Here is a 15014-nt window from a genome sequence, read left to right as displayed (position 1 = left end):
ACCAAGGTCGGTACGGCATCGACCGGCGGCCGCAGCGGATGGCCGGGCGGCGCGGGCAGGCTCGACCACATGATCACCGTGGAGAACCTCACCAAGCGATACGGGCCACACCCGGCGGTGGACGACGTCTCGTTCCACTGCGAGCCGGGGACCGTCACCGGCTTCCTCGGCCCCAACGGCGCCGGCAAGTCGACCACCATGCGCATGATCTGCGGGCTAACCGCGCCGACCGCCGGCCGCGCCACCGTCTCCGGGCGCCCCTACCGGGAGCTGCCCAACCCGGGGCGGGAGGTCGGGGTGCTGCTGGACGCCTCCGCTCAGCACGCCGGGCGGACCGGCCGCGAGGCGTTGACGCTGTCCGCGTACACCATGGGTTTGGACCGGCGCGAGGTCACCGCGAAGCTCGACCTGGTCGGGTTGAACGCGGTGGCCGCGAAGCGCCGGGTCCGGGCGTACTCGTTGGGCATGCGCCAGCGCCTGGGCCTGGCGCATGCGCTGCTCGGTGACCCCCGGGTGCTGATCCTCGACGAGCCGGCGAACGGCCTGGACCCGGAGGGGATCTTCTGGATGCGCGGCCTGCTGCGCGACTTCGCCGACCGGGGCGGCACGGTGCTGCTCTCCTCCCACCTGCTGCGCGAGGTGGAGGCGGTCGCGGACCGGCTGGTGGTGATCGGGGGTGGCCGGATCGTGGCCCAGGGCAACAAGAACGAACTGCTGGCCGGCGGCGGCACTGTGGTCCGGGCCCGCGACGGCGCGGCGTTGCGCCAGGCGCTGGAGGTGGCCGGGCTGAGCGCCGCCGACAGCTCGGAAGGACTGCTCGTGCAGGCCGACGCCGAGGTGGTCGGCCAGGCCGCCGCCGATGCCGGCGTCGCACTGGCCGAGCTGCGCCCCGCCAGCGGCGGTGGCCTCGAACAACTCTTCCTCACCCTGACCGCCGGCGAATCCACCAAGGAGGCCGTCCGATGACCACCACCGCGCCCGCCGCGAGCGCCGTCGCGCCCCAGCAGCACACTCCGGTACGCCGACCGTCGCTGCTCCGGCTCACCGTCGTGGAGCTGCGCAAACTCGTCGACACCCGGGCCGGCCGCTGGCTGCTGATCACCATCGGCCTGATCGCCGCCGTGGTCGTCACCCTCCAGTTGATCTACGCGGACGACGCCGACCAGACGTTCTCCAACTTCTTCGTCCCCTCGCTGCTGCCGGTGGGGGTGCTGTTGCCCGTGCTCGGCATCCTCTCGATCACGAGCGAGTGGTCGCAACGGACCGCCCTCACCACGTACGCCCTGGTGCCCCGCCGGGAGCGGGTGGTGACCGCCAAGCTCGTCGCGGTCATGGTGGCGGCACTCGCTTCGGTGCTGGCCAGCCTCACCCTCGCCGCCGTCGGGACGCTGGTGGCCTCCGCCATCGGCGGCGCCGGCACCTGGCAGCTCGACGGATCGCTGATCGTGAACGCGGTGATCCTCCAGGTCACCAGCGTGCTGATGGGCGCCGCCTTCGGTCTGCTGCTGCTCAACCCGCCGGTGGCCATCGTCGGCTACTTCCTGCTGCCCACCATCTGGGGAGTGCTGGGCGAGATGGTCCGGCCCCTGCGCGGCCCCTCCGAATGGCTGGACACCAGCAAGACGATGGAACCGCTGTTCAGCAGTGACGCCCTCACCGGGGAGCAGTGGGGACGGATCGTGGTGTCCCTGCTGGTCTGGCTGGTCCTGCCGCTGGCCGCCGGACTGTTCCGGACGCTCCGCCGCGAGGTGTCCTGACCATGGACATGGCCGGCTACCGACCACGCACCGTGGTCAGCGGCGGCCCGGTGGAGCTGGCGGTCATGTGGGGCGGCTTTCCGCTGCTCGGCGCGGGCGTGGGATGGCTCCTCGCGGCCACGACGGGTTGGCTCGCCCGGCTGCCCTGGGTGCCGTTCGGCGATCTGATCGAGTGGCTGGACCGGCTGCCCGAGCCGCAGGCCACCGCCGGCACGATCGCGGTGGGCGTCCTGGGCGGTCTGGTCATCGCCGGGATCGGCACCGCCGAGCGGCTGATCGTCACCGTCGACCCGGCGCAGGTCCGGCTGCGCCGCTCCGACCAGGACCGGACCGTCGCACGGGCCGACGCCCGGTTGGTCTTCCTCACCGACGGGCATTTGGTGCTGCTCGACGCCGACGGCGCGGAACTCGTCCGGGAGCCGACGGACCTGCCGGCCAGCCAACTGGCTGCGGCCTTCCGGACGCACGGCTGGGGTTGGGCGGACGACGACCCGCACCGGTCGGCGTACCGGCTGTGGGTGCCCGACCTGCCCGGCCTGCCCGCCGGCGCGGACGCACTGCTGCGCGCGCGCGTTCGGGCGATCGAGCGGGACCGCCGCGACGACGCCCGGGAGCTGCGCCGGGAGCTGGGTCTGATCGGTGTGGTGCTGCGCGACGACAGCAAGCGGCAGTACTGGCGGCTGACCGCGCGAGCTGTCGCCCCGGGGCCGGAGCAGTCGACTTCGGCCGAGCGGGAGCCGGACGGGCGGTAGCGTCTGTCCCAGCAGACCCTGGGAGCCGCGCGATGACCGAACAGCAGCCGTACCGGGTGGTGTCCCGACACCCCGGCTTCGAGCTGCGTCGGTACCCGGCCCACCTGGTGGCCGAGATGCAGATCCAGGCGTCGTTCACCAGGGCGCCGATCGAGGCGTTCCGGCCGCTGGCCGCGTACCTCGGGGGCGCCAACCGGGCTCGGCACCCGATCGGGTCGAACACGCCGGCGACGTCCGCGTCCGACGGCTCGGAGAAGATCGCCATGACGGTGCCGATGGTGCAGGTGGAGGGTGAGTGGCCGGGCGCGTACCTGCTCCAGTTCGTCATACCGGCCACCTTCACCGCCGCCACAGTGCCCGAGCCGGTGGACGCCCGGGTGCGGATCCGCGAGATTCCGGCGCAACTGGCTGCGGCCATGCGCTTCTCCGGCCGGTGGACGGAGCAGGCGTTCAGCCAGCGGGCAACCATGCTCGGCCGGTCGGTCACCGCCGCCGGGCTGCAACCCACCGGCGCGATCCGGTACGCACGCTTCGACCCGCCGTGGAAACCGTGGTTCCTGCGCCGCAACGAGGTCGTGCTGCCAGTCGTCGAGTGAGCTACCGGCGGTCGATGACCGCCGGCCGGGCCAGCAGCAGGGCCATCGCGAGCCCGGAGAGCAGCCCGCACAGCGAGACCAGCAGGTCGGAGTCGGCCGCGTTGATCGGGCTGTTGCCGGCCAGCTCGGTGAACGTCGCCCCGATCGGCAGCAGGATCATCATGGAGATCGCGGTGGCCAGCAGGAATGCCACCGGACCCAGCAACGCGGCGAGGGCGGCCAGCGCGTGGTGCCGCCAGATCGGCCGACCGCCCGGCCAGTCCCAGGCCAGCAGGGTGACGCCGGTGAGCAGCACCGCACCGAGGGCCGTCTCCGGCAGGAGTCGCGTGCCGGGCCCGACGGCCCGGACCAGCCCGACGCCGACCAACGCCGCCACGGCGAGGCCGGCAGCCAGCCCGACGCGGGCCCGGCTACGAGCCGGGGCCGCCGCCAACGCTGCACCGACGGCCAGAACGACCAGCAGCGCCGCCGTGGCCAGGGCGCCCTGGTTCAGCTCCGGCTCCCGGTCGGTCGGTGACTCGATGCCAGCCGCCACGAGCGTCAACACCCCAGCCACACAGGCCGCGCCGGTCAGCGTCCTCCGCTCGGCGGCTGACGGCGCCTCACCGCCCTGGGCTGACGGCGCGCCGCGCTCCCGCCACCACACCGTCGCCGCGAGCGCACCGAGCACGGCGCAACCGCCGACGGCGAGCAGCACCGTCGCCCGGACACCGATCGGGTCGACCCGGTCGATCGCCACGTCGGCGGCGACCCAGCAACCGCCGAGCAGCACCGCCCACCGACTCCACCGCAGGTGCCCCCGACCGACCAGCACCAGTCCGACGGCCACCGCCATGATCGCCATGAACCGCAGGTCGCGGGCCCAGTAGGCGTTGTTGCCCGGCAGCCTCTCCGACCACGGGCCGATCGGCTCGGTCAGCGGTTGCAGCACTGTCACGCCGTACGCCCAGAGCACCACGGCGGCGGCGGAGAGCAGCAGGCCGACCGAACGCGCGAATCGCATCCGTGGACGGTAGCGGCCCGGCCGCTTCCTCGGGGGGCGGGGACGCGGTCATCCGGCGACCCCGACCGAGGACCGCGCGGGGCGGTGTCGCAGCGACCGCCACGTCGGCAGCACGCTCGCCAGCACCGCGAGCAGCAGGCACAGCCCCACCACCCCGGCGACCACCGACCATGGCACCACCAGGTCGACGGGGGCACCGACCTGCTCGGCGAGGCCGGCGCGGATGCTGAGCAGACCGACGAAGGCGACAGCCCCACCGAGCAGCGCACCGATCAGCACCACCAGTGCGGATTCGGCAGTGACCAGCCAGACGACCTGTCGCCGGGTCGCACCGGCCATCCGGATCAGCCGTAGGTCCGCGGCCCGGCCGGCGGCGGCCAGCAGCAGCGTGTTCGCCACCGCGATGGCCCCGTAGCCGGCCGACACACCGATCAGCAGCAGCGTGAAGAGCCAGACGAGTCGGTCCTCGGCGGCGTCCGCCTCGGCCGCCCAGGTGGCGACGTCGACGATCCGCGCGCCGACCGGAGGAGCGATCCGGTCCCGGACGTACACAGTGGACGTCAACGCCGACGGGTCGTGCGTACGCACCACCGCCCTGGGCACGAGCAGGTCCCCGGGGAGCGAGGCGTCGGTGACCACGGCGACGACGCGCAACGACACCAGCGTCCCGTCGGCGAAGACCACCGCGTACGGCTCGGACGGCCGCAGGTTCGCCGAGGCGGTCACCACCACGGTGTCGTCACCGCGCAGGTCGTCGAGTGAGCCGGCGACGACGGTGAGCGCACGGTTCGCGGCGGCGAAGCCGGCCGGGTCCACACCCAGCGCGGTCAGCGGCCGGTCCGCCGGCGCTGTTCCGGGATCGGTGCGGAAGACGGTGGTCGGCAGGAGGGCGGTGCCACCGGTGGCGGCGACGGCCTGGTCCGCCAGCCCGGGTGCCCGGTCGGGCAGCACGATCCAGCCGGCGTTCACGTTGTCCGCCCGTCCTGCCGCGTAGGCGGCGGTGGTGGTCCGCACCATCCCGGACACCAGCACCGCGAAGGCGACGGTGAGCAGCACCGGGGCGGCAGTGGACGCGGTCCGCCGCGTCGCGGTCAACGCCCCGCCCCGGACCAGCATCCCGATCGCGCCACCACGTCGCCGCACCGGAGACCGCAGCAGTCGCACCACCGGCCCGACCACCGCCGGGGAGAGCACTGTTGCGCCGGCCACCAGCGCCATCACCGCGTACAGGGCGTACTGCCCAGCGACGCGGGCCTCGTCGGCTGTCGCCGTCCCGACGCTGAGGGCGACGCCCACCGCGACGAGCAGCGCGCCGGTGGCGACGCGCAGCCGCCCGATCGGTCGCTGCTCCACCGCCGCCTCGCGCAACGCCTCCAACGGTCGAACCCGCGCCGCCCGCCGGGACGCCGACCAGACGGCCAGCAGCGAGATCACCGGACCGGCGACGAGCGAGAGGGCCACCGGCCAGGGCTCGTACCCGACCCGGAAGGTCGGTGGTTCGAAGCCGGCGTCGACGAGAAGCCAACCGAGCAGCGGCGCGAGCCCTCCGCCGACCAGCAGGCCGACGATCCCACCCGAGGCGCCGACGACGAGCGCCTCGCCGTACACCATGCGGCGGACCTGTCGCCCGGTAGCGCCGACGGCGCGCAGCAGGCCCAGCTCACGGCGGCGTTGCGCGATGGTGAACGCGAAGGTGGAGGCGACCACGAACACCGTGACGAAGCCGGCGAGGACCGCCGTGGCGGTGAGCACCTGCATGCCGATCCAGCGGGTGCGGGCGTCGTTGCGCGGCTCCAGCGCGCCACGCGCGTCTCCGGTGAGCACCCGTCCGTCGGTGCCGACGATCCCGCGAGCCGCCGTGGCGACCCGCTCGGGGTCGGCGTCCGCCGTGAGCACCAGCCCGATGGCCCGGACGCCGGGCGCGAGCGTCGCGGCGACCTCGTCCGCGACATGGACGCCGAGCCCGTCGACCAGACCGGTGACGGTGTACGACTCCGCACCCACAGCCGTCAGCAGGGTGACCGGTGCGCCGGTGCGCAGCCCGAGCGCGCGGTCGACGACCACCTCGCCGGGCCGGCGCGGCGGCTCGCCGTTCGTGAGGCGCAGTTCACCGAGCTGGGCACTGGACCAACCGTGCCCCTCGTGGGTGTCGCTGCCCGCGGGTCGACCGTCGATGAGCGGCTGGGCGTAGAAGGTCCGGTCCGGCACCGCCGCCGCGACACCGGGCAGGGCGGCCAGCCGGCCGACGAGTCCCGCCGTCGCGGTGGCGGACCAGGGTCGGGTCGGCACGAACGAGTCGGCCGACGCGCCCGCTTCGGGGCTCTGCACCACGACCGCCGCCCGCGCGAGCCGGTCCGGCACCTGTGGGCGCCCGGAGGCGAGGAGCAGGGTGGCCGCCGCGACCAGCGTGACCCCGATGGCCACGGCCACGAACGCGCTGACCGACCGCCGGATGCTCACCACGACGGCCCCGCGGCCGTCTCCGCAGGAGCCGTCTCCCGTTCGGCGATCCGGGCGGCGACCACCGCCGCGGTGATCCCGCCCTCCAGCTCGTCGACGACGCGGCCGTCGGCGAGCAGCAGGACCCGATCGGCGTACGCGGCGGCGGCAGGATCGTGGGTCACCATCACGACGGTCTGCCCGTGGTCGTCGACGAGCCCACGGAGCAGTCGGAGCACCTGTCGGGACGCCGCGCTGTCCAGCGCCCCGGTCGGCTCGTCGGCGAAGACCACAGCCGGGCGGGTGATCAACGCGCGGGCCACGGCGACGCGCTGCTGCTCGCCGCCGGACAGCTCACTCGGCCGGTGCCCGGCCCGGTCGGCCAACCCGACAGCGTCGAGCGCGGCGACGACGTCCCGAGCCGGCGGGCGGCGGCCGGCCAGGCGCAACGGCAACTCGACGTTCTGCGCGGCGGTCAGCGTGGACACCAGGTTGAACGCCTGGAACACGAACCCGATCCGGTCACGCCGCAGCCGGGTCAGCTCGTCCTCGCCGAGGTCGTCGAGACGGGTGCCGTCGATCGTGACGGTCCCCTCGGTCGGGCTGTCCAGCCCCGCCGCGCAGTGCAGCAGGGTGGACTTCCCCGAGCCCGAGGGGCCCATCACCGCCGTGAAGGTGCCGCTCGCGAAGCTGGTCGTCACACCGTCGAGCGCCGTCACCCGCCGGGTCCCGGTGCCGTACACCGCGCGCAGCCCCGTCAGGGTCACCGTGTCTGTGGTCATGACCGCCACGGTGCCCGGTGCGCGGGGTGGCGCGCGTCGTGCCGGCGCGGGCACTTTCCAGCCCTCCCCCGGGTGGAGGCGAGGGCCCGGAACCGCCGGTACGTAGTCCTGCGGGATGACCGCCCGTGGGTGGACGCGGCCGACCCGGCTGGCCGCTACCGTCTGGCAGGTGACCGCTCCCCTGCTGACCCGGCGGCTGCGACCGGTGGACCTGTACATCGTGGACGCCGTGCTGGCCGTGGCGGTCGGTGGGCTGCTCTGCCCGTACGCGGCGCTGGAGTCGCCGCTGCACGGTGGCGTACGCGAGCCGCTCTGGGTGTCCGTGCTCGTCGGGATGGTCCTCGGGCTGCCGTTGGCCGTCCGGCGACGGTGGCCGATCCCCGTCGCCGTCGTGATCAGCGGCAGCACCGCCGCGACCCTGGTCACCGGCGTGATCCCCAACTTCGCCGCTGCCGCGCCGGCGGTCGCCATCGGTCTGTCCTTCTACACGGTGGCCGTGTCGACGACCACGCGCCGCTCGCTGCTCAGCGCCGCCGGTTGTCTCGCCCTGGTGAGCGTCGCGCTGGTGCTGACCGCCGGCGATCTGTGGTCACGCACCGGTGCCGTCGTCTACGCCACCGTCATGATCGCGCCCGCCTGGGTGATCGGCTGGCTGCTCCGGGAGCGACGCGCCCTCGCCAGCCGGCAGAGTGACCAACTGGTCCGTCAGGCCGCCACCGAGGAGCGACTGCGGGTGGCCCGTGAGCTGCACGACGTGGTGGCGCACACGCTGAGCCTCATCGTGGTGAAGGCGGCCGTCGCCAACCACGTCGCCGAGGCCGACCCACGGGAGGCGGGGGCCGCCCTGCGGGTGATCGAGGAGACCGGCCGCACCGCGCTCACCGACGTCCGTCGGGTGCTCGGCGTCCTGCGGGAGGGTGCCCCGTACGCCCCGACGCCCGGGCTCGACGAGTTGCCCGTGCTCGCCAAGCAGGCGGCGATCGGCGGTGTCGACGTCCGGCTCGACGTCCGGCGGGACGAACCGGCCGGCGCGGTCCCGGAGTCGGTGGGCCTCGCTGTGTACCGGATCGTGCAGGAGGCGGTGACCAACGTGGTGAAGCATGCGGCGCCGGCCGCCTGCCGGGCTACGGTGACCGTCACCCCCGACGAGGTGCGGGTGGAGGTGACCGACGACGGTCGGCGTCCGGTGCTGATCGGCGGGGAGGGGCACGGGTTGATCGGCATGCGGGAACGGGTCGCGTTGCACGGTGGGGAGTTCCAGGCCGGGCCACGCTCCGATGGCGGCTTCGCGGTGACGGCCAGCCTGCCCTACCGGGTGGCCACATGATCCGGGTGCTGATCGCCGACGACCAGGCGCTGCTGCGCGGCAGCTTCCGGCTGCTGGTGGATCTCGCCGGAGACTGCACGACTGTCGGCGAGGCGGGCACCGGTGTGGAAGCCGTCGCGTTGACCGAACGGTACCGTCCGGACGTGGTGCTGATGGACATCCGGATGCCGGAGATGGACGGCATCGAGGCGACCCGGCGGATCTGCGCCGACCCGGCGACGGCCGGCACCCGGGTCATCATCCTGACCACGTTCGACCTGGACGAGTACGTCTACGGGGCGTTGCGCGCCGGCGCCAGCGGCTTCCTTCTCAAGGACACCCCACCGGCGGACCTGCTGACCGGGATCCGGGTGGTCGCCGCCGGTGAGGGGCTGCTCGCGCCGACGGTGACCCGCCGGCTGATCGACGAGTTCGCCCGGCAGCCGGAGCCGACCCGGCCGCTGCCCCGGCAGCTCGACGGGGTGACCGAGCGGGAACGGGAGGTGCTCGCGCTGATCGCCCGGGGCCTGTCCAACGCGGAGCTGGCCACGCACCTCAACCTCAGCCAGGCCACCGTCAAGACGCACGTCGGGCGGCTGCTGACCAAGCTGGCCGTACGCGACCGGGCGCAACTGGTCATCGTCGCGTACGAAACGGGACTGGTGGGGCCGGGCGGCCTACGCTGAGCCGGTCGGCCGCGAACCCAGGAGGAGCCATGACCCGGTACGTCGCCCTGCTGCGCGGGGTCAACGTCGGCACCACCCGGCTGGCGATGGCCGACCTGCGTCGGATCGTCGCCGACCTTGGGCACGAGGACGTCAAGACGTACCTGCAGAGCGGCAACGTGGCTTTCGGCAGCACCGTGCGCGACGCGGAGAAGCTGGCCGCCGGGATCGAGCGGGCCCTCGCCGACGAGCTGGCGTTGACGGTGCCGGTGCTGGTGCGCAGTGGCCGGGAGCTGGCGGCGGTGGCCGGCGGCAACCCGTACGCCGACCGGGAGGACGACCCGACGAGGCTGCTGGTGGCCTTCCTCGCCACCCCGCCGAAGAAGTCCACTGTGGACGCGCTGACCGTGCCCGGTGGGGAGAACGTGTCGTTCACGGTGACCGGCCGGGAGGTCTTCCTGCACTTCGTCGACGGCGGTTACGGGCGGTCGAAGTTCACCAACGCGTACCTGGAGAAGAAGCTCGGCGTGGTGTCGACCAGCCGCAACTGGAAGTCGGTGCGTGCCCTGGCGGAGATGACCGCCGCCTGACCAGGGTGGGGGCCGCGGCTCGGCGACCCCCACCGACGCTGCTCAGAAGTGGTACGCGGTCTCGTACTCGGGCACCAGCACCCGGCTGCGCGGCGAGATCCGGCGGACTGCCGCGATCATGTCGTTCAACCGGGTGCGGTCGGTCGGGGCGACCGGCGGCGGGTTCTGAAGCGCCGTCTCGAAGTTGTCGAAATGCACCGGCACCACGACCTTCGGATAGTCGAGGCCGGCCAGCAGACGCGGCAGGTAGTCGCCGGTGGTGGTGGCGTTCTGCAGGGCCACCATCGCCACGTCGGGCGACAGGCCGGTGAGGTTCCGCTCGGCGACGTCGCTGGCCCCGGTGAAGTACACCGACGGCCCGCCGTCGACCCGCAACAGGTAGCCCAGCGTGTCGCCCTCCGGCAGGTCCGCGATGGTCGCCGGCTGCGCGGGCTGGCTCACCCGCACCCCCGGAAAGGCCAGGGAGTACGACGGGTTGCGGCTGTGCAGCGAGCCGACGACCTCGACGGTGTGGTCCCCGAAGTCCAGCACCTCTCCACCCTTGACCGGGCTGAGCTGCGTCGACGGCACCCCGTAGGCCAACCCCAGGTGGTACGCGGTCAGCGTGCCGAACACCCGCGCGCCGGTGCGCTTGGCGATGTGGGGCACGTCCATGAAGTGGTCCCAGTGGGTGTGCGTGACCAGCACCGTCGTGGCCTTCTCGACGCGCGGGTCGATCACGTCGGCGCGCACTGTCAACGGGGTGTCGGTCCTGAACGCGCCGGTGAACAGCCCGGTGTCGATCCGGCTGAGGAACGGGTCGACGAGAACGGTACGGTCGGCGATGTCGACGCGCCAGCCGGCCGTACCCCACCAGCGGAAGCTGACCGCGCCCTTGCGCCGGGCGGTCGGGGTGGGTGCGGCGGCCGGCGTCGCGGCGTGGGCCGGGGTGGCGGCGCCGGCGGCGAGCCCGCCGGTGGTCACCAGGGCGGTGGTGGCGGCGGTGTCGCGCAGGAAACGTCGGCGGTCGAGACTGGGCATGCGGTTCCACTCCCCGTGGTCGGGCGGTTGGTCGACCACGAGCCAACCAGCGCCACCGGGCTCCGGTCCAAGATCGAAGACGACCGGCTCCGATACGCCAGCGGATATCGGGCCAGCTCAGGTGCGGCACGCCGAGGCTGCGGCGGGTGCGAAATCAGTCGCCGCGCAGCGCCTCGACGGCCGTCCGGGCGGCCTCCCCCATCGCCAGGTCCACGTCGATCCGCCGCGAGGCCAACCGGTCGGCACGGGCGAAGACGGCGATCGCGTACCGGCCGCCGTCGGGATATTCGGCAACCCCTGCCTCCAGGTGCAGACCGGGCAGAGTGCCGGTCTTTCCGGAGACCCGGACGCCCGGCGGGAACCCGGCGGCCAGCCGGGTCCAGAAGATCTGCCGGGCCATCCAGGTGCGGACCATCGCGCAGGCGGCAGGCGGCCCGGCCTCGTCCCGCCAGATCAGCGTGAGCAACCGGGTGATCTCCCGGGCGGTGCTGGAGGTGGTGTGCTCAGGGTCGAAGACCCGCATCGCCCGGACCCGTTCCTCCGGCAACGTGGGGAAGATCCGGGCGAACTCCGCCTCGGTGCGTGCGCCCACGTCGGCGAGCATCAACTCGACCAGGTCCCGAGGGCCGCCGAGGACGCGGGTACGGCTCAGCCCCAGCTCGGCGGCGAGCATCGGCAGCAGGTCCGGGCCGACCCGGCGCAGCAGCAGGTCGGCGGCGGTGTTGTCGGTGACCGACATGGCGAAGTACGCGAGGTCGCGCAGCGACACCTCGGCGTCGTCGGTGCAGCCGGCCAGACCCCACCCACCGAGCCGGTCGTCGGCGGTGACCAGGACCCGTTCGGTGGGGTCCAGTTGACCGGCCTCGACCTGCCGGGCGAACTCCAGCACCAGCAGGACCTTGAAGATCGAGGCGATCACCACCTGGTCGTCGGCCCGCACCCCGATCTCCGGAACGCCGTCGGCGGTGCCGCCGGGGGTCGGGTCGGTGGCGTCCACGTCCACCACGTGCAGGCTGGCCGTCACCCCCACGGCGGCGAAGATGGCCTCGATACGCGCGCTGACGTCCACGCCAGCACGGTATCCAGCGGCCCCACGCCAGCGCTGGCGTAGGGTCCGGCCGTGGATCTGCTCCGGCACCTGCGGCACTTCGTGGTGGTCGCGCACGAACTGCACTTCGGGCGGGCCGCGGAGCTGCTCGGGATGGCCCAGCCGCCCCTGAGCCAGTCCATTCAGCGGCTGGAACGGGAGCTGACCGTCGAGTTGTTCGACCGGTCCCGCCGCCAGGTACGCCTCACCACCGCCGGCGAGCTGCTGCTCGGCGAGGCGGAGGAACTGCTCGCCGGTGAGGGCCGCCTCCGCAACCTGATGGGGCAGGTTCGGGCCGGTGAGCTGGGCGTACTCCGGGCCGGGGTGCCACCGGAGACGCCCGCGGTGACGCTGCGCGCGCTGCTGGACGGGCTCACCACCCGGGCAGCCGGCCTGGACGTCGAGCTGCACGAGCTGACGACCGCCGAGCAGGTGCGGATGCTCGCCGAGCGGACCCTCGACGTGGGGCTCGTGCACCACCCGGTGGCGGCGGACGGGCTGCGCTTCGGCGCCCCGGTCGACGTACCCCTGGGGGTGTTGCTGCCCCGCACCTCGCCTCTGGCCCGCGACCGGGAGGTGGCACTCGCGTCGCTGGCCGGTCTGGATCTGGTGGCCGCGCCCCGGGCTACCGCTGCCGGCTGGCACGACCACCTGCTGGCGGTGTGCCGACAGCAGGGTTGGCGACCTGCCCGGGTGCGCCCCGCCCGCAACCCGGAGTTCCTCTTCGGCCTGGTGCTGGCCGGCGGCGGTGTGGCCGTGGAACCGGCGACGGTGGCGCGACGGGAACCCCGCGTCGCCTGGCGACCGATCGCCGGCGCGTCGCTGGCCAAGCGGACGTCGGCGGCCTGGCCGGACCGGTCGGCGCACCCGGCGGCGTCGATGTTCGGGCAGCTCGCCGCCGAGGTGCTGGCCGACGCCGAGCCCGCGCCACCCGCGTCGGCCGGAACCTCGCCGCCGGCGGCACGGCCCTGGCCTGTGCTCTTCGACACGACCGGGTGAACCGTCCCGGCGTTGCGCTCGTCACCTCGGTTTGGGCGGTGCACCGACCGCACACCCGGGTATGGATGACAGGCAACGAAGATGACGCGAAGGAGCCGCAGTGGCCATCACCATTCCCGACATCAGCCTGAACGACGGCACCACCATTCCGCAGCTCGGCTTCGGGGTGTTCCAGATCGAGCCGAAGGACACCGTCGCGGCGGTGACCACGGCCCTTGAGACGGGCTACCGGCACATCGACACCGCCGAGATGTACGGCAACGAGGCCGAGGTCGGCGAGGCGGTCCGGATGTCCGGCCTCGACCGGGGTTCGGTGTACGTGACAAGCAAGCTGAACAACGGCTTCCACCGCCCCGACGACGCCCGCAGGGCGTTCGACTCGACGCTCGCGGCGCTGAAGATGGACTACATCGACCTGTTCCTGATCCACTGGCCGTTGCCGACCCTGTACGACGGCGACTACGTCTCGACCTGGAAGGTGCTGGAGGAGTTCCAGCGCGACGGCCGCGCCCGCTCGATCGGCGTGTCGAACTTCCAGGTGGCGCACCTGGAGCGGCTGGCCGCCGAGGCGGACGTCGTGCCGGCGGTCAACCAGATCGAGGCGCACCCGTACTTCACCAACGACGAGGTCCGCGCCTACGGCCGCGAGCACAACATCCTCACCGAGGCGTGGTCGCCCATCGCGCAGGGCAAGGTGCTGGACGACCCGACGGTGGTCGACATCGCCGGGCAGCTCGACCGGACCCCGGCGCAGGTGGTGCTCCGCTGGCACGTGCAGCGTGGCGACATCATCTTCCCGAAGTCGACCACGCCGAAGCGGATCGAGGAGAACACCCGGATCTTCGACTTCGAGCTGGACGACACGGCGATGGAGCGGATCACCGCGTTGGACAAGGGCGAGGCCGGGCGGCAGGGCGCCAACCCGGACACCTTCGCCTACGTCCCCCGCTGACCTGAGGCCGCCGCTCGGCGGGCGGGTCTCCTGAATGCGTGATGCCTCAGAGTCATCTTGATGACCCTGAGGCATCACGCTGTTCCCGGCGGCTCAATCACGCTGTTCCCGGCGGCTCAATCACGCTGTTCCCGGCGCTCAGGAGCCGACGCGCTCGGCGATCCGGCGGAACACCGCGTGGGTCGGCGATCCTGGCTCGGGGACGTAGACGATCATCCGCTGGTCGGTCTCCGGCACCAGCAGGACGCGGCACTCGAATTCCAAGGGCCCCAGCTCGGGGTGCGGCACCCGCTTGACGATCGGTCGGCGTTCCTCGACGTCGTGCTCGGCCCAGAGCCGGGCGAACCGGGGTGAGGTGCCGAGCAGCTCGGTGACCAGCTCGCGGATCGCCGGGTCGGCCGGGTAGCGCCCGTAGGCGGCCCGCAGGTCCGCGACCGTGCTACGCACGAATCGGATCACCTCGGCATCGGTCCAGTGGGCGCTGGTCGCCGGCTGCCGGAACGTCCAGCGGATCATGTTGCGGTCCGCGTCGGGCACGGCCGCGAGATCTCCCACGAAGTACGTGGCCAGGCGGTTCCAGGCCAGCACGTGGTACGCGGCGTCGACGAGGTACGCCGGGGTCTCGGTCATGGCGTCGAGCAGGTGCCGCAACCCGGAGGGCACCTCCCGGCTCGGCCCGCCGGCCGGCAGCGGATTCTCCCCAGCGATCCGGAACAGGTACTCGCGCTCGTCCCGGCTCAGCAGCAGCGCCCGGGCCATCGACGCGAGCACCTGCCGGGACGGGTGCGGCCCTCGGCCCTGCTCCAGCCGGATGTAGTAGTCGATCGACATCCCGGCGAGCTGGGCGACCTCCTGCCGGCGCAGCCCGGGCGTACGTCGGCGTTCGCCCTCGGGGAGCCCGACCTCGGCGGGGCGCAGCCGGGCGCGGCGGGTACGCAGGAACGCCGCCAGTTCGTCACGCCGCAGCCCGCTGCCCGTCATGCCTCCAGCATGCCCCGGTCCGGCCCGGCGAAGGTGGTACCGCTGGTCCCAGCCTCGGGCCGCCTCTCCCCGGACGCCGCCGGCG

General features: G+C 73.3%; 15 protein-coding genes. 9 read left to right on the top strand and 6 right to left on the bottom strand.

Features of this window, described 5'->3' with window-relative positions:
- The first annotated feature begins 69 nt into the window (after nucleotides 1–69).
- From CLT68_RS11955 to CLT68_RS11940, 4 genes are read left to right on the top strand one after another with little or no spacing between them, the layout of a single operon-like run.
- Nucleotides 70–966 (top strand): ATP-binding cassette domain-containing protein, encoded by an 897-nt coding sequence (locus tag CLT68_RS11955; protein WP_099850874.1) that lies wholly within the window; start codon nucleotides 70–72, stop codon nucleotides 964–966.
- Nucleotides 963–1757: an ABC transporter permease gene (locus tag CLT68_RS11950; RefSeq protein WP_099850872.1), complete on the top strand. Its 795-nt coding sequence runs from the start codon at nucleotides 963–965 to the stop codon at nucleotides 1755–1757. The genes CLT68_RS11955 and CLT68_RS11950 overlap by 4 nt, the downstream gene beginning before the upstream one ends.
- A gap of 2 nt (nucleotides 1758–1759) precedes the next feature.
- Entirely contained in the window at nucleotides 1760–2509 is a 750-nt protein-coding gene (locus CLT68_RS11945) for a YqeB family protein (protein ID WP_099850870.1), read from the top strand.
- Between the two features lie 32 nt (nucleotides 2510–2541).
- Nucleotides 2542–3105: an SOUL family heme-binding protein gene (locus tag CLT68_RS11940; protein ID WP_099850869.1), complete on the top strand. Its 564-nt coding sequence runs from the start codon at nucleotides 2542–2544 to the stop codon at nucleotides 3103–3105.
- A 1-nt stretch (nucleotide 3106) separates the two neighbouring features.
- On the opposite strand, the gene CLT68_RS11935 is transcribed toward CLT68_RS11940, so the two are convergent.
- The 3 genes from CLT68_RS11935 to CLT68_RS11925 are packed head-to-tail and all read right to left on the bottom strand — an operon-like array spanning nucleotide 3107 to nucleotide 7329.
- Nucleotides 3107–4108, bottom strand: a complete 1002-nt coding sequence (locus CLT68_RS11935) for a hypothetical protein (protein WP_099850867.1) — start codon at nucleotides 4106–4108, stop codon at nucleotides 3107–3109.
- Between the two features lie 48 nt (nucleotides 4109–4156).
- On the bottom strand, nucleotides 4157–6571 hold the full coding sequence (locus tag CLT68_RS11930) for an ABC transporter permease (protein ID WP_486482146.1): 2415 nt from the start codon (nucleotides 6569–6571) through the stop codon (nucleotides 4157–4159).
- Nucleotides 6565–7329: an ABC transporter ATP-binding protein gene (locus CLT68_RS11925; protein WP_199177029.1), complete on the bottom strand. Its 765-nt coding sequence runs from the start codon at nucleotides 7327–7329 to the stop codon at nucleotides 6565–6567. The genes CLT68_RS11930 and CLT68_RS11925 overlap by 7 nt, the downstream gene beginning before the upstream one ends.
- A gap of 169 nt (nucleotides 7330–7498) precedes the next feature.
- Between CLT68_RS11925 and CLT68_RS11920 the strand changes: the two genes are divergently transcribed.
- Genes CLT68_RS11920 through CLT68_RS11910 form a run of 3 tightly spaced genes read left to right on the top strand, consistent with a single transcriptional unit; the run spans nucleotide 7499 to nucleotide 9890 of the window.
- Nucleotides 7499–8656: a sensor histidine kinase gene (locus CLT68_RS11920; RefSeq protein WP_486482145.1), complete on the top strand. Its 1158-nt coding sequence runs from the start codon at nucleotides 7499–7501 to the stop codon at nucleotides 8654–8656.
- Nucleotides 8653–9321 (top strand): response regulator, encoded by a 669-nt coding sequence (locus CLT68_RS11915; RefSeq protein WP_099850861.1) that lies wholly within the window; start codon nucleotides 8653–8655, stop codon nucleotides 9319–9321. Before CLT68_RS11920 ends, CLT68_RS11915 begins: the two co-directional genes overlap by 4 nt.
- Before the next feature lie 29 nt (nucleotides 9322–9350).
- Entirely contained in the window at nucleotides 9351–9890 is a 540-nt protein-coding gene (locus CLT68_RS11910; RefSeq protein WP_099850859.1) for a DUF1697 domain-containing protein, read from the top strand.
- 42 nt (nucleotides 9891–9932) lie between these two features.
- Here CLT68_RS11910 and CLT68_RS11905 read toward each other — a convergent pair whose 3' ends face one another.
- Together CLT68_RS11905 and CLT68_RS11900 are read right to left on the bottom strand one after the other, a co-directional pair.
- Nucleotides 9933–10910: an MBL fold metallo-hydrolase gene (locus CLT68_RS11905; protein ID WP_099857066.1), complete on the bottom strand. Its 978-nt coding sequence runs from the start codon at nucleotides 10908–10910 to the stop codon at nucleotides 9933–9935.
- A 154-nt stretch (nucleotides 10911–11064) separates the two neighbouring features.
- Nucleotides 11065–11979, bottom strand: a complete 915-nt coding sequence (locus CLT68_RS11900; RefSeq protein ID WP_099850857.1) for a serine hydrolase — start codon at nucleotides 11977–11979, stop codon at nucleotides 11065–11067.
- A gap of 51 nt (nucleotides 11980–12030) precedes the next feature.
- Between CLT68_RS11900 and CLT68_RS11895 the strand changes: the two genes are divergently transcribed.
- Nucleotides 12031–12996 carry a LysR family transcriptional regulator gene (locus CLT68_RS11895; RefSeq protein WP_099850855.1) on the top strand — a complete coding sequence of 322 codons (966 nt, stop codon included), beginning with the start codon at nucleotides 12031–12033 and terminating at the stop codon, nucleotides 12994–12996.
- Nucleotides 12997–13096: 100 nt separating this feature from the next.
- Nucleotides 13097–13948, top strand: coding sequence for an aldo/keto reductase (locus tag CLT68_RS11890; RefSeq protein WP_099850853.1), 852 nt, complete (start codon nucleotides 13097–13099; stop codon nucleotides 13946–13948).
- Between the two features lie 138 nt (nucleotides 13949–14086).
- Here CLT68_RS11890 and CLT68_RS11885 read toward each other — a convergent pair whose 3' ends face one another.
- A complete protein-coding gene (locus tag CLT68_RS11885) occupies nucleotides 14087–14929 on the bottom strand; it encodes an MmyB family transcriptional regulator (RefSeq protein ID WP_099850850.1) in 843 nt (280 codons plus the stop codon).
- Nucleotides 14930–15014 lie beyond the last annotated feature (85 nt).

The organism is Micromonospora sp. CNZ299 (assembly GCF_002754415.1).
Note: the sequence above shows the minus strand (reverse complement) of the source record. Positions and strands in the feature narration are given on the sequence as shown.